This window comes from Rhizobium sp. BK212 (genome assembly GCF_014197475.1).
Classification (GTDB): Bacteria; Pseudomonadota; Alphaproteobacteria; order Rhizobiales; family Rhizobiaceae; genus Rhizobium; species Rhizobium anhuiense.
Window position 1 is genome coordinate 370,464 of sequence record NZ_JACIFS010000004.1, and the last position, 19,336, is coordinate 389,799.

Consider the following 19,336-nt stretch of genomic DNA (forward strand, 5'->3'; position numbering starts at 1 on the left):
CTCTACAGCATGAACCCGTAGAACGGAATGATTTTTCCGACAAGATCATATCTGGATTCAAGGCGTTATAGCGACATATCCGGCTTCTTGGCCGGCAATACTGAAAGGCATTACGATATGGCGAAGGGACGAAACGGCGGTTCGCGGCGCAAGGATGGCGTATGGGACCCGCTGAAGAGCAGCTCGACCGACAGGCAGCGTGCCGAAGCCGTGCCGAAGACGCCGCAGACGATGTCGCCGGCCTACCGCCTTGCCTATGTCGACGAGGATTTCCTTTGCCGCGAGGAATTGCGGCCGATCCGCCTGCAGCTGGAGCTGCTGAAGACGGAGATGATGCTGACCGAACGCGGCATCAAGTCGACCGTCGTCATGTTCGGCGGCGCCCGCATTCCCGCCCCCGGCCAGAGCGCCTGGGCAGCCCGCAACGACATCCAGCGCGTCAACCTGGAGGCGGCCTCCGTCTATTATGACGAGGCGCGCAAATTCGCCCGGCTCTGCTCGAAATATTCTGCCACCTTGAATTTCCACGAATATGTCATCGTCACCGGCGGCGGCCCCGGCGTGATGGAGGCCGGCAATCGCGGCGCCGCCGACGAAGGCGCCCCGTCGATCGGCCTCAACATCGTGCTGCCGCACGAGCAGGCGCCGAACGTCTATGTGACGCCGGAGCTCAGCTTCAACTTCCACTATTTCGCCATCCGCAAGATGCATTTCATGGTGCGCGCCAAGGCGATCGCGGTCTTTCCCGGCGGCTTCGGCACGCTCGACGAATTCTTCGAATGCCTGACACTGATCCAGACCGGCCGCATGGAGCGCCTGCCGCTGATCCTCTTCGGCGAGACCTTCTGGCGAAGCATCATCAATTTCGATGCTTTGGCCGAATTCGGCACGATCGCGCCCGACGACGTCAAGCTGATCAGCTTCGTCGATACGGCCGAAGCCGCATGGAAGATCATCCAGGATTTCTACGAACACCGCGAATAAGGACAAGAAACGCGGCGTTTCGCCGAACCTCCCACTCTTTCCCCGCCGGAGCGGGGAAAGATATCGGTTTGTCCGGCCTTACAGAAGCGGCCGGTCCGGCATGTCGTCGATCGAGATGACGCCGTCCTTGTTGCGGTCCATCCGGGTGAACAGCTTGTCGATGGCGGCTTCGGCTTCCTGTTTGGAGATCTGGCCGTTCTGATCGGTGTCGACCCGGTGCATCATGATCGAGGCACGCATGATGTTGCCGCCATGGCGCATCCAGCGATGTCCGTCGCGACCCTCGTGGCCTTCGCGAGGCGGCCGTCCCTGGTCGTCATTGTCCGCCGTCTCGGCTGCGGCGTTCGCATCCTTGTTTTCCCCAGCCTCCTGCTTGCGCTGATCTCTCATCGCCTGCATCTGCGCTTTCTGGTACGCTTGGATTTCGCCCGGGGTCAGCGAGCCGTCATTATTGGTGTCGATCGCAGCGAAGACCTTGTCGATGCCGGCGGTCGCCTCGTCCTTGGAGATCTGTCCGTCCTTGTTGGTGTCGAACTGCTTGAGCATGCGGACATAGGTGATTTCGCGGAAGGCGGCAGGTCCCCCACCGTGCATGGGACCGTGCCTGCCGGGATGCTGACGCGGCCCGTCACCGGGTGCGGCATAGCCTGCTCCGGCGGCCGCGCCGAAGATGAGGGTGGAGGAAAGCGCTGCCAGTATCAGCTTGTTGCGGTACATCGTGTTTGCCTTTCGTAAGGTGTCCCCTCACGAAAGAAGCTACGGCAGCAGCCCCGAAAGACCCAGTTAAACATCGGTAAGCTAAGTGAAAACTTCGTAATCAATGCATGTCGCCCAAAACTGTGCAGCGGTTTTGGGACAACGACATGCATCAAATAAAGACTGGCTGTCAGCCGGTAATCTTGCTGAGGAAGGCGGCGAGGTCGTCGGTGACGAAATCGATATGATCCTCTTCGCCGCTGGTCTTTTCCCACCATTCGACGACCGTCTCTTCGAGATTGCGCGGCACCAGCAGCACGGTCTGCATGCCGAGCGCTTTGGGCACCGTCAGGTTGCGCGGCAGATCCTCGAACATGGCCGCCTTGCCGGTTTCGACGCGCTTCAACGCCGTGAACTTGTCGTAGGTCGCCTGCGCCGGCTTCGGCACGTAGTCGGCGGCGACGATGTCGAAGATATCGTCGAAATGCTCGAGAATGCCGAGCGCCTCCGCCGTCATTTCGGCATGCCTGACGCTGCCATTGGTGAAGATGAACTTGCGCCCCGGCAGCGCCTTGATCGCCTCGCCGAGTTCCGGCTGCGGCGTCAGCGCCGAATAGTCGATCGCATGCGCCTTTTCGAGGAAGTCGTTCGGGTCGATGCCGTGATGGATCATCAGGCCCTGCAGCGTCGTGCCGTGGTCGAGATAATATTGCTTCTGCAGCTTGCGCGCCTCTTCCCGCTCCATCTGCAGGAGCGCCGCGACATAGGCCGTCATGTTCTTGTCGATCTGCGCGAACAGATTGACATGATGCGGATAGAGCGTGTTGTCGAGGTCGAAGACCCAATCTGTGACGTGCGCGAAATCGGCTTTATCAGGTTTGCGGTCGATCTTTGTCATGGCGGTCTTATGGCACGGCTGTTCGCCCAAGGAAATCGACAAGAAGAAATAGACGCCCGATTTTCGGCGGACGGCCGCGGCCGAGGATGCTAGAAAGCCGGCATGCTTTTCGAACGCCCCGATGACGATACGCTTTATGACGCCCTGATCGCGCGCAGCGCCGATTATGAGGGCCAGGCCTATGTCTGCGTGAAGACGACGGGCATCTTCTGCCGGCTGACCTGCCCGGCACGCAAGCCGAAGCGGGAAAATACCATCTTTTTCGACACGATCGCCGCCTGCATGCATTCCGGCTTCCGCCCCTGCCGTCGTTGCAGGCCGCTGGAGCAGCCGGGCAGGGAGCCGATCGTCGACGCACTGCTGGCAGAGCTCGATCGCGCGCCGCAACTGCGCTGGAGCGAGGATGAACTCGTGCGCCGGGGTCACGATCCCTCGACCGTGCGCCGCGCCTTCAAACGGGCGCTCGGCATGACCTTCCACGATATCGTCCGCTATATCAGGCTCGGCGAGGCGGCGCGGCAACTGGCCGACGGCGCGCGTGTCATCGATGCGCAGCTCGATGCGGGATATCAATCCCCAAGTGGTTTTCGAGCGGCTTTTCAGCGGCTCATCGGCAAGGCGCCGGCGCTGTCGCAGAACCGCGAACTGCTTTTTGCCGACTGGTTCGACACGCCGCTCGGCCCGATGATCGCGGTTGCCGACAAGACGCACCTGCATCTCCTCGAATTTCATGACCGTAAGGCGCTGCCGACCGAGCTCGAGGCGTTGCAAAAGCGCGTCCGCTCCTCGGTCGCAATCGGCCGCACGCCTGTTATCGACCAGATCGAGGCTGAGATCAGGGACTATTTCGAGGGGCGGCTGACGGTCTTCGAAACGCCGTTGGCGCTTGGCGGCACGGCCTTCGAAAAACATGTCTGGGCAAAGCTCATCGATATCCCTGCCGGCCAGACGCGCGCCTATGGCGATCTCGCAAGAGAGATGGAACGGCCGGAAGTGGTGCGCGCCGTCGGCCGTGCCAATGGCGCCAACCAGCTCGCCATCATCGTGCCATGCCATCGCATCCTCGGCGCGGACGGATCGCTGACGGGATATGGCGGCGGACTATGGCGCAAGCAATGGCTTCTGCGGCATGAAGAGAAGATCAGAGTATAAGCGTGAGATGGAGGAGACAGCATGAACCAGAACGAAAAGGCCAAGGCATTCGGCGCATTGCATCGGAAGGGCGACCCGGTCGTTCTCTACAATATCTGGGATGCCGGGACGGCCAAGGCCGTTGCCGATGCCGGCGCCAAGGCGCTGGCGACGGGAAGCTGGTCGGTCGCCGCTGCCCATGGTTATGCCGATGGCGAGAAGTTGCCGATGTCGGTGCTGGTCGAGACCGCGAAATCCATCACCTCGGTCATCGACCTGCCGCTTTCGGTCGATTTCGAGGGCGCCTATTCGGCCGAGCCTGAGGGGGCTGCGGCCAATGTGGCAAAACTGGTGGAGGTCGGTGCGGTCGGCATCAATTTCGAGGATCAGGTGGTCGCCGGCAGCGGGCTCTATCCCATCGACAGGCAGGCGGCCCGCATCCGCGCCATTCGCGCCATGGCCGAAGCCAAAGGCATCGCTTTCTTCATCAACGCCCGCACCGACCTCTTCCTCGCCGAGAGCGATCTTGCCAAACATGCCGGTCTGGTGGATGAGGCGATCGAGCGCGGCAGGGCCTATGCGGCGGCCGGCGGCAGCGGCTTCTTCGTGCCGGGCCTGATCGATCCCGCCTTGATCGACAAGATCTGCGCGGCATCGCCGCTGCCGGTCAACGTCATGATGAGGACGGGCGCCCCTGACGTGAAAACGTTGGCTGGGCTCGGCGTCGGCCGCATCAGCTATGGTCCGGGGCCCTACCGGTCGATGATGGACAAGCTGAAGCAAGAAGCGGCGGCGATTTATAGCCAGCTTTGACGCCGATATCCCTGGCGATAGTCGCGAGATCAGGACGATGCGCCCTTCGCAGCGAAGGGCGCAAGCCTCGATCAGGGAACGATCAGCGTTCCGATGCCGTGCTCCGTGAAGATTTCAAGCAGCACGGAATGCGCGGTCTTGCCGTTCAGGATGACGACGCCCTGGACGCCGGCCTTGATCGCATCGATGCAGGTCTCGACCTTCGGGATCATGCCGCCTGAAATCGTGCCGTCGGCGATCAGCGCATGCGCCTCGGCGACGGAAAGCTCCTTGATGAGCTGGCCGTTCTTGTCGAGCACGCCGGGCACATCGGTCAGGAAAAGCAGCCGGGTGGCGTTCAGCGCGCCAGCGATGGCGCCGGCGAAGGTATCGGCATTGATATTGTAGGTCGCGCCGTCACGGCCGGGCGCCACCGGCGCGATGACCGGGATCATCTCGGAGCGGGCGAGCAGATCGAGCAGTGTGCGGTCGACCTCGACCACTTCGCCGACGAAGCCGAGATCGAGCACGCGCTCGATGTTCGAATCCGGATCCTTCACGGTCTTGCGTGCCTTTTCGGCGAAGACCATGTTGCCGTCCTTGCCGCAAAGGCCGATCGCCCATTCGCCGGTCTGGTTGATCAGCGCGACGATTTCCTTGTTGATCGAGCCGGCGAGCACCATCTCGACGATCTCGACCGTCTTCTGGTCGGTGACGCGAAGCCCGCCTTCGAATTTCGATTCGATGCCCATCTTGTTCAGCATGGCGCCGATCTGCGGGCCGCCGCCGTGAACGACGATCGGGTTGACGCCCGATTGCTTCAACAGCGCGATGTCGCTGGCAAAGGCCTTGCCGAGCTCGGGATTGCCCATGGCGTGGCCGCCATATTTCACGACGATCGTCTTGTTCTCGTAACGCTGCATGAAGGGCAGCGCCTTGGCCAGAAGCCGTGCCTGCAGTTCGCTTTCGGTTTCGTTCATGGGAACCCCGCAGAATTGATCGCGGCCTTTTATCGCAAGTTTCTGACAGAGGGAATAATCCAGAGGGTAATAGTTTTTCGTATCTGGCGCGGAGCCGGAGCACTTCGCCGCCCGGCGCACGCAAGCTTGATATGAGGAACGCCATGCAAGGCGATGAGATCGCAGACCTGATCGGCCGCGTCGCACTCGGCGACCGCAGGGCTTTCGTGGCCCTCTACAACCAGACCGGACCGAAACTTTTTGCGGTCTGCCTGCGTATCTTGAAGGATCGCACGGAAGCCGAAGAAGCCCTGCAGGAAGTCTATATCAGCATCTGGCAACGCGCTCGGAGCTTCCAGCCAGCCACGGGTTCGTCGTCGGCGTGGCTGGCCGCAATCGCCCGCAACCGGTCGATCGATGCGATGCGGGCGCGCAAGCCTGTCGCCGACGAACTCGACAGTGCCTACGATCTTGCCGATGCCGGACCCGACCCGGAAATGCAGACGGTGATGAAGGATGAAGGAAGGCGGATTGACACCTGCATGGAAGAGTTGGAAGCTGATCGTGCGGTCGCGGTGAAACGGGCTTATGTCGAAGGGCTGAGCTATCAGGAACTGGCCGATCAGTTTGGTGTCCCGCTGAACACGATGCGGACCTGGCTCAGGCGCAGCCTCTTGAAACTGAGAGAGTGCATGGAACGATGACATCGCCCGACAAAAGCAAGGGAGACCGCTCCCGCGACGAGGTTCTCGCCGGCGAATATGTGCTTGGCGTCCTGTCGCTGCAGGACCGCCGGGTGGTGGAAGAGCGCATGCGCCACGATCGGCCCTTCGCGGCGATCGTCAGCCGCTGGGAAACCAATCTTTCCGCCTTCAATGACGAGTATGAAGGTGTTGCTCCGAACCGGGAAACCTTCAAGCAGATCGAGGCGCGGCTTTTCGGCGATAGCCAAAAGGCCGCATCCTTTTCGCATGGGCTCTGGAATTCCGCCGTTTTCTGGCGCTCGCTGAGCTTTGCTTGCGTCATCGTCGCCGTCAGTGCCGTCATCTTCGCCTCCGGCGTGGTGCCGCAGCCGCAGGGGCCGGCGCCTTTGGTGGCGTCGCTTTCGGGCCAGAACAGCACCATCAATCTTCTTGCCTCCTATGAGCTGCAGAGCGGCCGGCTGAAGATCGTGCCGGTCGCCGCCGGCAAGCCGGAAGAGAAGTCGCTGGAACTCTGGCTGGTGCCGGGCAGCGGCCTGCCGAAATCGCTCGGCGTCTTCCAGCCGGGCGAAAGCGGCGAACTGGTCATTCCCGCCGATCTGCGCAGCCATATCGCCGATGGTGCAACGCTCGCCGTCAGCCTCGAACCCTTCGGCGGCTCGCCGACCGGCCAGGCGACCGGCCCGGTGATCGCAAGCGGACCCCTGCACCGGCCGTAAAATCACGCCGGCCGTAAAAATCATTTTCTCCTGTCTGAAACTCTTCGGCGCGGACCGTCGTAGTTCGAAATGTCCGGACGACGCTCAGGCATAAAGCCGGCGGATGGGGTCCGGTGAGGAGAAAATCATGATCAAGTCCGTATTGCGCGGCTTCGCGCTCGCCACCGCCATGTCGGCTGTCGCCTTTGCTGCCGCCAAGAACCCGATGGTCGGCGGTGCTGCAATGTTCGACAGCAAGAACATCATCGAGAACGCCGTGAATTCCAAGGATCACACGACGCTGGTCGCAGCCGTCAAGGCCGCCGGCCTCGTCGGCACGCTCGAGGGCAAGGGTCCCTTCACCGTCTTCGCGCCGACCAACGAAGCTTTCGCCGCCCTGCCGAAGGGTACCGTCGAAACGCTGCTGAAGCCGGAAAACAAGGCGACGCTCACCAAGGTTCTGACCTGCCACGTCGTTGCCGCCGATGCGATGGCCAAGACCGTTGCCAAGATGATCAAGGATGACGGCGGCGAGCACGACATCAAGACCGTCGGCGGCTGCGTGCTGAAAGCCCGCGAAAGCAAGGGCAAGATCACGCTGACCGATGAAAACGGCGGCGTTTCCCATGTGACCATCGCCGATGTCAAACAGTCGAACGGCGTCATCCACGTCGTCGACAAGGTGCTGCTGCCGAAGATGTAAGTCTCGTATCGGCGAAGGCATGGGGCGCTGTTGAGGCGCCCCTAACGCAAATTGACGAGGTGGCTATTGGGCCGCTTTCGCTCTCGGGAAGACGAGGGAGACACTCATGCCGGTGCCAGGGGACGAGCTTACTTCAACCTCGGCGCGGGCATTCTGTTTCAGCGACTGTACGATCATCGCGCTCAGTTTTCCCGGCTGCGGCCAGGTCACATCTTGGGGAAGGCCGACCCCGTCATCAGCAACGGTGATCCTGCACCCGGTATCGCTGACGACACAGCGGAGCGTGATTTCGCCGCCATCACGCCCCAGGAAGGCATGCTTCAGCGTATTGGTGAGGAGTTCGTTGATGACGAGGCCGGCCGGCATGGCGACATCGACCGAAACCGGCCAGGTATCGACCTTCATGTCCAGCCGGATCCCCTCCACCGCGTGGGCCGCCATCACCGAGGCGGCAATCTGGCTGACATAGGTGCCAAGATCGACAGTGGCGCCTTTCTCTTCGTCTGACAGCGAGCGATAGAGCAGGGCCAAGGCTTCAATCCGCCCGGCAAGCCGCGCAAACCTCTCGCTTTCCTCATTCTGTTGAGCATTGCGCGCCTCCATTCGGATGAGCGCCGTGATCATTTGAAGATTGTTCTTCACGCGATGCTGAAGTTCCCGCAGAAGGACATCTTTCTCCGTCAGCAGTTCGCTGAAGCTCTCAGCGGCCGTCGCCTCATTGCGGGCAGCAAAGGCCACCAATCGGAAGAGTGGCGTGTCATCATCGTCGACGATCGTATTCGACCAGACATCGACAATGACGGTACTCTCGGGTTCGGCCACCAGCGAGAAGGCGCCAATATAATCCTCCGCAGTTGTCACAGCGGCCGTAAGCGACGCCTCTCCGGAGACAGCGGTGGAATTCAGTTTGATTTCCGGCCAAGGTTTTCCCTGGACCTCGATTGCCTCAAGCGCCGTCAGCCGTTCGAATTCGAGGTTGACGTAAATCAGCGGCTCGTCGCCAGTGAGTTCTGAGACAGCCACGGCGAATGGCACGTGATCGAGAAAGTGTCGAAACCGGTCGTCATCAAGGGCTTCGGCAAGATGGGGCAAGTTGCCGACGCCTTCCGGCGAAATCGGCTGGTCTTTGCTATCGGTCATCAAATCTTACTCTTGGACGCGGCTGCTCCCGCACAACAGGAGAACTAGGGTTGCTTTAAAACCTGCGGGGACGCAAGCGTTGATCGGCGGCACGTCCGCCGATTGCCGGCCACAGGGTGATTTAACCCCGGTCATAGGTAAATGACGTCAGCAGGGTCGTGACGAAATTGCTCGCCCTTTCCTTGACCAGCACTTCCGTCCATTCATCTGTCCCGCGCAGCCGCAAATCCGTGTAGATGCTGTCGACAGCCGCTTCTTCGATACGCTTGATATGGGTCCTGAACGACGCTTCGCCGCCGCCGTGATACATGTCTCTGATCACCATGCGCAGGATCTCCTGAATGGCGATCTGCCAGGCGGTATTGATCGATTGAAGTTCGTTCGCAGTCTCTGCCATTGACGCTTCCTTGGTGCGAGTGAATGCCAGCACGCCTTCGGCCATGCTGCAGCGCGCGATCTGCAAGCCCGTCATTTCAGACGCAATCGCGAGCCTTGTCGATCGGGTTGTGATCTCAGCGGGCCCTGGCGCGTTTGGCAATGAGGGCCGAGGTTGCCGACACCCGGTCACTCTGTTCCCTCGCAAGCCGGGCTTCCCGAAGCCGCAACGTCTTCGCCTGTTGCGATTGGGCGTCGGATTCAAGCTCTTCGGCCGCCTGGTTCTTCGCGAAGAATTGGGTCTGGACGTTGCCGAAGGCAATCTCCGCCCGCTGGCGAGATTTGCTGTATGTCTCAGTCATGTTGGCTCCGATATTGGAGGGCTCGACGCGCGAGCGAAAACAAAAAAGGCCAGGCAAATCGCCTGGCCTTGGATTGATAACGTGCTTCCGGCAGTGCCAGTACATCCGTGGTCACAGGGAAGCAGATACCGATTTAAGCGTTCTGGAGATTGCAGGCGGACATCTTGCCCGACTTGTTGTCTCGCTCGAGATCGAAGCCGATCTTCTGGCCTTCGACGAGTTCGCGCATTCCGGCGCGCTCGACGGCGGAGATGTGAACGAAGGCGTCATCGCCGCCATTGTCAGGCTGAATGAAGCCGAAGCCTTTGGTGGAGTTGAACCATTTAACTGTGCCAGTGGCCATGATGATGAACCCTTTCATAGCAATATTGAAGAACCGCAACGCCAAGGCGATGCGGATGATGATAGCGATTTTTGAAAGGAAGTTCGTTCAGAGCGCGGTGCCAATCGCGCGATAACCAAGCCAGCAAGCAAAATTCGATGCTCGCTATCTAGCTCATCACGCTTGCGTCGTCAACCGTTAGTTTTCCGATTGCGCTGTCTTCAACTTATGGGTGCCGCGGAGACCTTTACACCAAACAGGGCTCCGCGTCCGGGGCGCGTGCGCCTTCTACTTCCAGCGGGCGATGCCGACGGTTTCGCCAATCGCCTGGCGCAGATCGTCCAACCCATCGCCCTTTTCCGAGGAGGTGGAGAGCACGCCGGGATAGGCGGCCGGGCGCTTGCGGATCTTGTCGGCTGTTTCGGCCAGCAGCTTCGGCACGCCGGCCGCCTTGATCTTGTCGGTCTTGGTCAGCACGATCTGGTAGGAGACGGCAGCCTTGTCGAGCAGGTCGAGCACGTCGTCGTCGTTCTTCTTGATGCCGTGGCGGCTGTCGATCAGCACGTAGACGCGCTTCAGCGTCGCGCGGCCGCGCAGATAATCGAAAACCAGCTTGGTCCACTTGTCGACCTGCTCCTTCGGCGCCTGCGCATAACCATAGCCCGGCATGTCGACGATCGCCATCGGCGGCAGGTCGCCGCCTTCGCCGGAATAGCCGTCGGGAACGAAATAGTTGAGTTCCTGCGTGCGTCCCGGCGTGTTCGAGGTGCGCGCCAGGCCCTTCTGGCCGACCAGTGCGTTGATCAGCGAGGATTTGCCGACATTCGAGCGCCCGGCGAAGGCTACCTCCAGCGGCCCTTCCGGCGGCAGGAAGTTCAGGGACGGCACGCCGCGGATGAAGATCCATGGGTGGCCGAAGAGCGGCTTTTCGGTGTCGGGCATGCGGGCTCTGCAATCTCTGGGTTGGGTGTCTTACCGGGCTTCATGGTTTTGCGGGCAGATGTCAAGCTTTAGAGGCGGCTTGCAGGGTCTTACCTGCGCCCGTCCACCGACGCCCGGAAAAGAAAAGCCCCGCCGGAGCGGGGCTTGGCAGGCGTCATTTCGACGGCGCTTCTTTTCGTCGGAACAGACCCTTCAGATTGTCGAAGAGCTCGACCTTGACGCCGTGGCGCCTCATGATCACCGACTGCTGCAGCACCGAGAGCGTGTTGTTCCAGGCCCAGTAGATGACGAGGCCGGCCGGGAAGCTTGCCAGCATGAACATGAACACCAGCGGCATCCAGTTGAAGATCATCGCCTGGGTCGGATCGGGCGGGGTCGGATTCATGCGCATCTGCACGAACATGGTGATGCCCATGATCAGCGGCCAGACGCCGAGATGCAGCAAGGTCGGGGCCTCGAAGGGCAGCAGGCCGAACAGATTGACGATCGTCGTCGGATCGGGCGCCGAAAGATCCTTGATCCAGCCGAAGAAGGGCGCATGCCGCATCTCGATGGTGATGTAGATCACCTTGTAGAGCGAGAAGAAGATCGGGATCTGCAGCGCCACCGGCCAGCAGCCGGCGATCGGATTGATCTTCTCGTCCTTGTAGAGCTGCATCGTCGCCTGCTGCAGCCCCATGCGGTCGTCGGCGAATTTCGCCTTCAACTCCTCCATCTTCGGCTGCATGCGCTTCATGTTGGCCATCGAAGCATATTGCTTGCTGGCGAGCGGGAAGAACAGGAGCTTGACGACGATGGTGGTGCACAGGATCGCCACGCCGAAATTGCCGAAGTAGCGGAAGAAGAAGTCCATCAGCTTGAACATCGGCTTGGTGATGAAATAGAACCAGCCCCAGTCGATCAGACGGTCAAACTTCGGGATCGAGTAGCTCGCCTCATAGCCGTCGATGACGGGCACTTCCTTGGCACCGGCAAAGACGAGGTTCTTCAGCTCGATCGATTGGCCCGGCGCAACGGTGAAGGCATCTTCCTTGTAGTCGGCCTGATAGCGCGGCTGACCGTCGGGAAAATGCGAGAAGCTTGCCTCATAGGGGCTGGTCTGCGGCGGAACGATCGTCGCGGCCCAGTATTTGTCGGTGATGCCGAGCCAGCCGCCGGTGGATTTGGCCGGCTTCACGGCTTCCTTCTCGGCGGCGGTATATTTGGTTTCCACCAGGCCGTCGTCGCCGATGACGCCGATGAAGCCTTCATGCAGGACGTAGACCGACGGCGTCGTCGGCTTGTTGTAGCGCGTGACGCGGCCGTAGGAATTGAGCGAGGCGGGCGCCTGGCCGGCATTCTGGATCTTGTCGGCGACGGTGAACATGTAGCGTTCGTCGACGGAGATGGTGCGGGTGAAGGTCAGGCCCTTGTCGTTCGTATAGGTCAGCGTCACCGGCGTCTTTTCGGTGAGCTTGGCGCCCTCAGGTGCGGTCCAGAGCGTCGAGGGACCGGGAACGCTGCCCGTCGCATCGCTGCCGATATAGCCGAGTTCGGTGAAATAGCCGTCCTTGGTTTCGGCCGGGCTGAACAGCGTGATGATCGGGCTCGAGTCGTCGACGGTCTCGTGATAGCCCTTGAGCTTCAGATCGTCGAGGCGGGCGCCGGCAAGGTTGATCGAGCCGGAAAGTGCCGGGGTATCGATGACAATGCGCGGCGACTTCTGCAGCGCTTGCTCGAGCGTCGCCGTCGCGGCCGCCTGGCTGGAAGGGGCCGCACCGCTCGGCTGGGCCGGCGCCTGACCGCTTGCTGCGGGCTGCTGCGCCTGCTCGGTCTGCTGCTGCGCCTTCTGGGCTTCCTGCGCCTTGCGCTGGGTCTCGATGCGCGGATTCATATAGAGAAACTGCCAGCCGAGGACGATCAGCACCGAGAGAGCGATCGCAATGAAGTAATTGCGGTTGTTTTCCATCATACGTTCCTGGGGCGTCCGTCTCCGGAGCGCCGGTGTTTCGGCCTGTTTTCCACGCGGGATTTCAGTTCCGCGGCCAATTCTTTGAAGGACGCCTGAAGCACGTCCCTGCGCGCGACAACCACATAGTCGTGTCCGGGCTGCATTGCAAACCCCGCATGAAGCCGCACCGCCTCTTTCAGGCGGCGGCGCATACGGTTCCGTTCGACCGCGTTGCCATGTTTTTTGGTGACTGTAAAACCGACACGGGCTTGGCTGTCGGGTTCCTTCCGGTCGAGGACTTCGAGAAGGAAGAGGCCGCCCCGGCGTTTTTCGCCCTCGCGCGCGGCAAGAAACTGCGGGCGGCTCTTCAGCCGCCCAACAGTGTGTTTCTTCTCACTGGTCGTCAATTCGCCCGCCATCTCTTACCGGGCAATCCGGCCTTAAGCCGAAAGACGCTTGCGGCCCTGCGCGCGGCGGGCAGCGATGACCTTGCGGCCACCCTTCGTGGACATGCGCGCACGGAAGCCGTGGCGACGCTTGCGAACAAGCTTGGATGGTTGGTAGGTACGCTTCATTTATTTGAATACCGCGGAGTGCGGCCCTTCTTGAATTTGCATAATGCAAGGAGCGTTGTTTTTCGAACGGGCGAGCCAAAAAGGCTGAGTGACCGGACGTGCGGCGGCTTATACGGATGAAGCCTCAGAAAGTCAATTATACCCGATAATTTCACTTTGCGCCGTCGGCCCGAAGTAATTTTCGCACTCTGGTGTTAAGAATTTCCGCTTGCTCCGAGCGGTTGTAATTTGGTGCCGCAAGCGATCGATAAGCCTGGTTTGCAGGGGGTTACGTCCCGCGACCGCGTCCAACAGGGATAATTTTCCCTCGGCATAATCGTAAATATTGGAAATCTAACTTTAATAAATGTCGCCGATATTCAGCGCATGGGCTGGAATTTGCTTTCCAGGCAGTGGCGTAGCTAGGAGGGCATTGCATTGAAGATCCGTGGCAAAATTAATCTGCTGGTGTGCGTGATGGGCGCGGTCGCGCTTCTGATCGGCGCAACGGCATTGTCCGCGATGCACGAATACAGTCGCAACCTGACGGCTTACGAACAGGCCGCCACCCGCGCCTATGCCGGCGAACGTCTCAACCGTTTCGTGACGGCCGTGGTGATGGAATCGCGCGGCATTTATGCCGCCAAGACGATCAAGGATACGCCGAATTTTGCCAAGGGCCTGCTGGCCGGCCTCGACGAGATCGACAAGGTCATCGCGGGCTGGGCGCCGCTCGTTCCCGAGGATGAGAAGGACAGTTTTGCCAAGCTTGTCGCCCGCGCTGCGGAATTCCGCACCTTCCGCGCGGAAACGGCCCGCCTCGGTACCGAGGTCGGCCCCGAGGCCGCCAGCCAACAGGGCAACAATGAGGCCAACCGCGCCAACCGCAAGGCGTTCCAGGCGGAAATCGACGCGGTCGTCGCCATCGACAAGGCCGCGCTGCAGACCGTCAACGCCGAGATCGAAAGCTTCCGCTCCTGGGTGCTGATGCTCGTCCTCAGCATCACCGGCATCGGCATTTCGGCCGGCATAGGCATGGGCTTCTACATCGGCACCAGCCATCTGAGCCGCCCGATCAAGCGCGTCACCCATGCGATCAAGGAGGTTGCCGACGGCAATTTCGAGGCCGAGGTTCCTTTCGCCGGACGCCAGGATGAAATCGGCGAGATGGCCGCAGCGGTCGCCGTCTTCAAGGCGAACGGCCTTGCCATCAAGCGCCTGAACGCTCAGGAGGCGGCGATGCGCGCCAAGAGCGACGACCTCCAGTCGAGCATGTCCGTCGTCGTGGCTGCGGCCGCGGCCGGCGATTTCGGCCACCGCATCGATAAGGACTACGAGGACGAGAACCTCAACCAGTTCGCCGGCAACATCAACACGCTGCTGGCGAGCGTCGATGCCGGCATCGGCGAGACCCGCCGCGTCATCGCAAGCCTTGCCGAAGGCGACCTCACCCAGACGATGCGCGGCAGCTTCCAGGGCGCCTTCGCCGAATTGCAGCAGAACGTCAACAATACTTTCGTCACCCTGCAGGCGACGATGCGCGAAGTGCGCGAGACGACGGAAGCGATGAACGGCAACACCGCCGAGCTTCGCAATGCCAGCGACGACCTGTCGAAGCGCACCGAGCAGCAGGCAGCCGCCCTCGAACAGACTTCGGCCGCCCTCGATGAGATCACCGCTGTCGTCCAGAATTCCACCGAGCGGGCGCATGAAGCAACCATCATGGTGTCCGAAGCCAAGGAGAATGCCGGCCGCTCCGGCGTCGTCGTGCGCAATGCCGTCGAGGCCATGGGCCGCATCGAGCAGGCGTCGCGCGAAATCAGCCAGATCATCAACGTCATCGACGAGATCGCCTTCCAGACCAACCTGCTGGCGCTGAATGCCGGCGTCGAGGCCGCCCGCGCCGGCGAGGCCGGAAAGGGCTTCGCGGTGGTCGCCCAGGAAGTGCGTGAACTCGCCCAGCGTTCGGCAACGGCCGCCAAGGACATCAAGGCGCTGATCACCAAGTCGGGCGACGAGGTGCAGGTCGGCGTCAAGCTGGTGCAGGCGACCGGCGAGGCGCTCGCCGAAATCGGCACCCGCGTCATCGCCATCAACGACCATATCCATTCGATTGCGACAGCCGCGACCGAACAGTCGACCGGCCTCAAGGAAGTCAATACCGCCGTCAACCAGATGGACCAGGTAACCCAGCAGAATGCCGCGATGGTCGAAGAGACCTCCGCCGCCACGCACAGGCTGTCGGCCGAAGCCAATGGGCTGGTGAGCCTCATTGCCCGCTTCAAACTGTCGGACGGTGCGCCGGCGCCTGTGGCGCTCGTCCGCAACGAGCCGCACCGGCCCGTCGCCTCGCCTGCCCGCCGGGCGATCGCCAAGGTCGCCCGCGCTTTCGGCGGCAATGCAGCGCCCGCCGAACAGAGCTGGGAAGAGTTCTAAGCTTTACTGATCACGCGCCTTTCAACGCCGCCTCCGGGCGGCGTTGGTTTTTTCTGCCCGGCCCGCGCCGGGCAAAGACCCCGCCCCAAACCCGTCCCCACAAGGGGGGGGCTTAACCTGTCGCACCGCGCTTCCCACTTCGTCGTTTCACCCGCGGAAAGGCTGATATTTGCCGCGCGGGCGCCGCAAATTAGTCCCTCCCTCTTGTGGGGAAGGGTTGGGGAGGGGCCTTCCTTCTCCAAGCTGGATGCTTCTTTGTGACGACGTGACGCTGCTCGCAAAGATTTGAAAGCGGAGCATCTTGGTCTAATATAAAGCTCCAGCGGTAAGGGCGGCGCAAATGCTGCCGATCGGGCGAGACACGAATGCCGATGAAAGACCAGGGTGACAATCCTTCGGCGGAGACCCCGGCGGCCGGCGAGGCTGCGAGGGCGCCGTGCCCGTCTGCCCGCATGTTCGGCGGGCTCTCCGGCAAGCTGCTCTGGCTCACCGTCTTCTTCATCATGCTCGCCGAAATCCTGATCTTCTTCCCCTCGGTTGCCAGCATGCGCATACGCTGGCTGGAAGACAGGCTGAACACGGCCGCCGCCGCCGCCATCGTCATCGACGGGCTGCAGCCGGTCGAGCTGCCGCGGGCACTGCAGAAGGAAACGCTGGAGGCAACCGGCACCAAGGCGATCGTGCTGCGCAAGGACGGCACCTCGCGGCTGCTGGCGACCACCGATATGCCGACCTCCGTCGATGAAGCCTATGATCTCACCGACGTGCCGCCAATGACGGCGATACGCGATGCGCTCGACACGCTGATCTTCGGCGGCAGCAGGATGATCCGCGTCTATGGCCCCGTCGGCGACACCAACACCGGCGTCGAGGTGGTGATGAGGGACAGGCAGTTGCGCACGGCGATGTTCGCCTATTCCCGCAACGTCCTCCTTCTGTCGGTGCTAATCTCCGTCTTCACTGCGACGCTGATCTTCTTTGCGATCAACCGCATCCTGATCGGCCCGATCCGCCGGCTGACCGGCAGCATGCAGCAATTCTCCTCCGATCCGGAAAACCCGGCCCACATCTATATCGGCGACGGCGCCCGCGACGAACTGGCGGTCGCCGGCCGCAACCTTACCTCGATGCAGATGGAGCTGCAGAAGACGCTGAAGCAGCAGAAGAACCTTGCCGCTCTCGGCCTTGCCGTCTCCAAGATCAATCACGACATGCGCAATATCCTGGCGTCGGCGCAGCTTATGTCGGACCGTCTCGTCGATGTCGACGATCCGATGGTCAAGAGCTTCGCCCCGAAGCTGCTGCGCACCATCGACCGCGCCGTCGGCTATACCACCGAGGTGCTGTCTTACGGCAAGGCGAGCGAATCGGCGCCGCGCCGCCGCCATATCCTGCTTTTGGAACTGACCCAGGAGGTCAAGGACATACTGGCGATCGATCCGCAGAGCGGCATCGAATTCGTCGAGCAGATCGGCGCCGAGCTCAAGGTCGATGCCGATGGTGAACAGCTCTTCCGCGTCATCCACAATCTCTGCCGCAACGCGCTGCAGGCGCTGACCGCGCCGAGCGAGGGCGCCCCGGGTACCTTGAGGCGCATCACCGTCGCCGCCCAGCGCGTCGGCAGCGTCGTCAGCATCACGGTCGACGATACCGGCCCGGGCATGCCGCTGAAGGCCCGCCAGAACCTCTTTGCCGCCTTCCGCGGTTCCGCCCGCTCCGGCGGCACCGGCCTCGGCCTCACCATCGCCCGCGAGCTGGTGCTGGCCCATGGCGGCACGATCGCGCTGGTGGAAAAGCCGACGGTCGGCACCCAGTTCCGCATCGAGATCCCCGATCGCCCGGTTTCGCTGGAGGATTACCGCAGCCGGACGCACTTGGAAAAGTGACCTCGCCCGGCAAGGCACAGCCGCGAACAGGTAAAGACGCGATTTTTTCAGAAATGCTCTTGCATTGTCCCGAAGGACGTTTTAGAGGATCGCCACGCAAGCGGCACCGCCGCATTTTGCACGCACCCGTAGCTCAGCTGGATAGAGCACCAGACTACGAATCTGGGGGTCAGGAGTTCGAATCTCTTCGGGTGCGCCATTCTTCCCAATTACTTAGCCCAGAGCCGCAGGCACCCAGTATGACTGGGTGCACACGGGCGGCATCATGTGCCAGAACCCTTGGCTTCATTCCTCCGGCTTCGATCGCAGCGTCGATGAACGCCTGCCGCGCCCCGGTCGGCCAGTCTTTGACCAACGCTCATGTTGCGGCCTGGGTCGCCTGAATAACCACCCACTGATCCGGGCCCTCAAGGGCGATTCATCCGGCGTGGCGTGCGGCATGGCCGAGATGCTGTTCTCGATCAGCGAACTGTTGGTATGTGCATTTCGAAAGGGGGTTGGTGCCGCTGTTTTACGCGCTTATGCGCTTCTTAAAATTCCTGAACGAATTCACACGCCAGCAAGGTTTTGCCTGGCAGGGCGTTGCCTTGGCGGGCAATGATGGAGACCTTTCCGGGTCCGGCCATTCCCGGTTCCGGCTGCAGATCTGCCGGCAGCTCGCGCGAATAGCCCTTGGTGGATGTCCCCAGCAGGTCCGAGGTCTCGCGCTTCAAGCCGTATTTTGCGGCCAGATCGTCGGCGCGTTCACCTTCGACCAATATTCCAACCGCGTTGCTTGCAAAGAAAACCTCGGTCGACTTAAAGCCGTCGCGGACTATCTGGTTCGGGAGTTTGTAGATCGCCGCACCCAGAGACGACGTGTCCGGCTTGGCCAAAGCTTCCACGACATCATAGATCTTCATTGCCGATGTCATCGTATAGGGTGGATTGCAAAGGGCTGCGTCAAAGAACTTGTCATTGGCCGACTCGGCCAGAGCCTCCCCGGCGTGGAATGCCGCAAAAGCGACGCATGCGGAGAAGCCAGCGTGGCGAATAAATTTGGCGTTGTGCATGGATCATTCCCGAGAAAGTGGCTGTAGCGGATTCGTGTGTTGCGAGTTCGAATGCCTAGGGGATTCGAAGCAACTATGCTACCCCAAGTTTAATCTCTGGGCTCCACTCTTCTCTTCCGTCTGGCCGTTCGCATGGGTAGGATGAGTGGCATCGGGCGTGGAGACGGAAATCGCAGCGCCGATCCAGAGGCAAGAGAGGCAATGATCGCAGCCTATATCGATGAAATCATCATGTTTTGCGCCGGCCTGTGGATGGCGTCCGTCGGCTTTGGTTATCTGCCCTTTCCCGGCAATCCGGCCAGCCGGCCGCCAGTGGTCCGCCACTTCAAGTGGATGGGTCCCCTGCTGCTTGCCATCGCCATCATTCTGGCCGCCGCCTCATAGGCTCATCCGCAATGAACGATATGTTGGCCTGCCCGTCCTGCGGATCGGATAAAACCGAATCGATCGTCCATGGCGGTTCGTACATTCTTCGATGCGCCGCCTGCGGCGAAGCAATCGTCGCCACATCATTCATGGCGATGCTCGACTCGGATCACCGGTGTTCAGCCTTTATCGATCCGGGTCCCGGAAAACGTCCTGCGCTAGATATGTTCATCGCCAGTGGACCGCTCCGGTTGATCGCAACGGCAATCAATGCCGCGGCGAGGGATGGGACTCTGATACGCCTGATCCCCGAAGCACAGGATTGAAGTCCCTCGCCGGTTCCCCCGTTTCTTTGCCGTTAGCGACCGGCCCAGCGGCTGAGATGAAGGGCAGCTGATCACGGCGCGGC

Annotated in this window: 22 protein-coding genes, 1 tRNA gene and 1 pseudogene; 11 read left to right on the top strand and 13 right to left on the bottom strand. The window is 61.3% G+C overall.

Going from position 1 to position 19,336, the window contains the following annotated elements:
* Window positions 1–117: 117 nt before the first annotated feature.
* Window positions 118–984, top strand: coding sequence for an LOG family protein (locus FHT79_RS16485; protein WP_025603433.1), 867 nt, complete (start codon window positions 118–120; stop codon window positions 982–984).
* 78 nt (window positions 985–1,062) lie between these two features.
* Here the strand turns inward: FHT79_RS16485 and FHT79_RS16490 are convergent, their stop codons facing one another.
* Window positions 1,063–1,701: an EF-hand domain-containing protein gene (locus tag FHT79_RS16490; protein WP_025554967.1), complete on the bottom strand. Its 639-nt coding sequence runs from the start codon at window positions 1,699–1,701 to the stop codon at window positions 1,063–1,065.
* Window positions 1,702–1,870: 169 nt separating this feature from the next.
* A complete protein-coding gene (locus FHT79_RS16495; protein WP_028755463.1) occupies window positions 1,871–2,578 on the bottom strand; it encodes a pyrimidine 5'-nucleotidase in 708 nt (235 codons plus the stop codon).
* Between the two features lie 102 nt (window positions 2,579–2,680).
* On the opposite strand from FHT79_RS16495, the gene FHT79_RS16500 reads away from it, so the two are divergent.
* Complete coding sequence (locus FHT79_RS16500) at window positions 2,681–3,730, top strand: trifunctional transcriptional activator/DNA repair protein Ada/methylated-DNA--[protein]-cysteine S-methyltransferase (protein WP_183903710.1); 1,050 nt, start codon at window positions 2,681–2,683, stop codon at window positions 3,728–3,730.
* 21 nt (window positions 3,731–3,751) lie between these two features.
* Window positions 3,752–4,522: an isocitrate lyase/phosphoenolpyruvate mutase family protein gene (locus FHT79_RS16505; protein WP_047617144.1), complete on the top strand. Its 771-nt coding sequence runs from the start codon at window positions 3,752–3,754 to the stop codon at window positions 4,520–4,522.
* Window positions 4,523–4,593: 71 nt separating this feature from the next.
* Here FHT79_RS16505 and argB read toward each other — a convergent pair whose 3' ends face one another.
* Window positions 4,594–5,481: an acetylglutamate kinase gene (gene argB / locus FHT79_RS16510; protein ID WP_025554810.1), complete on the bottom strand. Its 888-nt coding sequence runs from the start codon at window positions 5,479–5,481 to the stop codon at window positions 4,594–4,596.
* 143 nt (window positions 5,482–5,624) lie between these two features.
* On the opposite strand from argB, the gene FHT79_RS16515 reads away from it, so the two are divergent.
* The 3 genes from FHT79_RS16515 (at window position 5,625) to FHT79_RS16525 (ending at window position 7,562) form a co-directional block, all read left to right on the top strand.
* Complete coding sequence (locus tag FHT79_RS16515) at window positions 5,625–6,164, top strand: sigma-70 family RNA polymerase sigma factor (RefSeq protein WP_132573685.1); 540 nt, start codon at window positions 5,625–5,627, stop codon at window positions 6,162–6,164.
* Window positions 6,161–6,880 carry an anti-sigma factor gene (locus FHT79_RS16520; protein ID WP_028755462.1) on the top strand — a complete coding sequence of 240 codons (720 nt, stop codon included), beginning with the start codon at window positions 6,161–6,163 and terminating at the stop codon, window positions 6,878–6,880. The genes FHT79_RS16515 and FHT79_RS16520 overlap by 4 nt, the downstream gene beginning before the upstream one ends.
* Window positions 6,881–7,007: 127 nt before the next feature.
* A complete protein-coding gene (locus FHT79_RS16525; protein ID WP_028755461.1) occupies window positions 7,008–7,562 on the top strand; it encodes a fasciclin domain-containing protein in 555 nt (184 codons plus the stop codon).
* A 63-nt stretch (window positions 7,563–7,625) separates the two neighbouring features.
* Here FHT79_RS16525 and FHT79_RS16530 read toward each other — a convergent pair whose 3' ends face one another.
* The 8 genes from FHT79_RS16530 to rpmH form a co-directional block, all read right to left on the bottom strand.
* A complete protein-coding gene (locus tag FHT79_RS16530; protein ID WP_132573683.1) occupies window positions 7,626–8,702 on the bottom strand; it encodes a sensor histidine kinase in 1,077 nt (358 codons plus the stop codon).
* A gap of 121 nt (window positions 8,703–8,823) precedes the next feature.
* Window positions 8,824–9,099, bottom strand: a complete 276-nt coding sequence (locus FHT79_RS16535; RefSeq protein WP_132573681.1) for a hypothetical protein — start codon at window positions 9,097–9,099, stop codon at window positions 8,824–8,826.
* Between the two features lie 115 nt (window positions 9,100–9,214).
* Window positions 9,215–9,439, bottom strand: coding sequence for a hypothetical protein (locus FHT79_RS16540; RefSeq protein ID WP_003556111.1), 225 nt, complete (start codon window positions 9,437–9,439; stop codon window positions 9,215–9,217).
* A 133-nt stretch (window positions 9,440–9,572) separates the two neighbouring features.
* Window positions 9,573–9,782: a cold-shock protein gene (locus FHT79_RS16545; RefSeq protein ID WP_003545000.1), complete on the bottom strand. Its 210-nt coding sequence runs from the start codon at window positions 9,780–9,782 to the stop codon at window positions 9,573–9,575.
* 267 nt (window positions 9,783–10,049) lie between these two features.
* On the bottom strand, window positions 10,050–10,703 hold the full coding sequence (yihA, locus tag FHT79_RS16550) for a ribosome biogenesis GTP-binding protein YihA/YsxC (RefSeq protein WP_028755459.1): 654 nt from the start codon (window positions 10,701–10,703) through the stop codon (window positions 10,050–10,052).
* Window positions 10,704–10,857: 154 nt separating this feature from the next.
* Window positions 10,858–12,651, bottom strand: coding sequence for a membrane protein insertase YidC (gene yidC, locus FHT79_RS16555; RefSeq protein ID WP_132573679.1), 1,794 nt, complete (start codon window positions 12,649–12,651; stop codon window positions 10,858–10,860).
* Window positions 12,651–13,052, bottom strand: coding sequence for a ribonuclease P protein component (gene rnpA, locus FHT79_RS16560; RefSeq protein WP_183903711.1), 402 nt, complete (start codon window positions 13,050–13,052; stop codon window positions 12,651–12,653). Before rnpA ends, yidC begins: the two co-directional genes overlap by 1 nt.
* Window positions 13,053–13,073: 21 nt before the next feature.
* On the bottom strand, window positions 13,074–13,208 hold the full coding sequence (gene rpmH / locus FHT79_RS16565; protein ID WP_008524438.1) for a 50S ribosomal protein L34: 135 nt from the start codon (window positions 13,206–13,208) through the stop codon (window positions 13,074–13,076).
* A 417-nt stretch (window positions 13,209–13,625) separates the two neighbouring features.
* On the opposite strand from rpmH, the gene FHT79_RS16570 reads away from it, so the two are divergent.
* The 3 genes from FHT79_RS16570 to FHT79_RS16580 all read left to right on the top strand — a co-directional run bounded on the left by FHT79_RS16570 (window position 13,626) and on the right by FHT79_RS16580 (window position 17,708).
* Window positions 13,626–15,623: a methyl-accepting chemotaxis protein gene (locus FHT79_RS16570; RefSeq protein WP_028755456.1), complete on the top strand. Its 1,998-nt coding sequence runs from the start codon at window positions 13,626–13,628 to the stop codon at window positions 15,621–15,623.
* A 365-nt stretch (window positions 15,624–15,988) separates the two neighbouring features.
* Window positions 15,989–17,509 carry a HAMP domain-containing sensor histidine kinase gene (locus tag FHT79_RS16575; RefSeq protein WP_183903712.1) on the top strand — a complete coding sequence of 507 codons (1,521 nt, stop codon included), beginning with the start codon at window positions 15,989–15,991 and terminating at the stop codon, window positions 17,507–17,509.
* Window positions 17,510–17,631: 122 nt separating this feature from the next.
* A tRNA-Arg gene (locus FHT79_RS16580) sits at window positions 17,632–17,708 on the top strand.
* A gap of 93 nt (window positions 17,709–17,801) precedes the next feature.
* On the opposite strand, the pseudogene FHT79_RS32170 reads toward FHT79_RS16580, so the two are convergent.
* Both FHT79_RS32170 and FHT79_RS16585 read right to left on the bottom strand, forming a co-directional pair.
* Window positions 17,802–17,927, bottom strand: a pseudogene (locus FHT79_RS32170) (DUF982 domain-containing protein); the annotation flags it as partial.
* Between the two features lie 112 nt (window positions 17,928–18,039).
* Window positions 18,040–18,561, bottom strand: coding sequence for a hypothetical protein (locus FHT79_RS16585; RefSeq protein WP_047617132.1), 522 nt, complete (start codon window positions 18,559–18,561; stop codon window positions 18,040–18,042).
* A 201-nt stretch (window positions 18,562–18,762) separates the two neighbouring features.
* Between FHT79_RS16585 and FHT79_RS16590 the strand changes: the two genes are divergently transcribed.
* On the top strand, window positions 18,763–18,945 hold the full coding sequence (locus tag FHT79_RS16590) for a hypothetical protein (protein ID WP_047617130.1): 183 nt from the start codon (window positions 18,763–18,765) through the stop codon (window positions 18,943–18,945).
* Between the two features lie 11 nt (window positions 18,946–18,956).
* Window positions 18,957–19,253: a hypothetical protein gene (locus FHT79_RS16595; RefSeq protein ID WP_132573673.1), complete on the top strand. Its 297-nt coding sequence runs from the start codon at window positions 18,957–18,959 to the stop codon at window positions 19,251–19,253.
* Window positions 19,254–19,336: the final 83 nt, after the last annotated feature.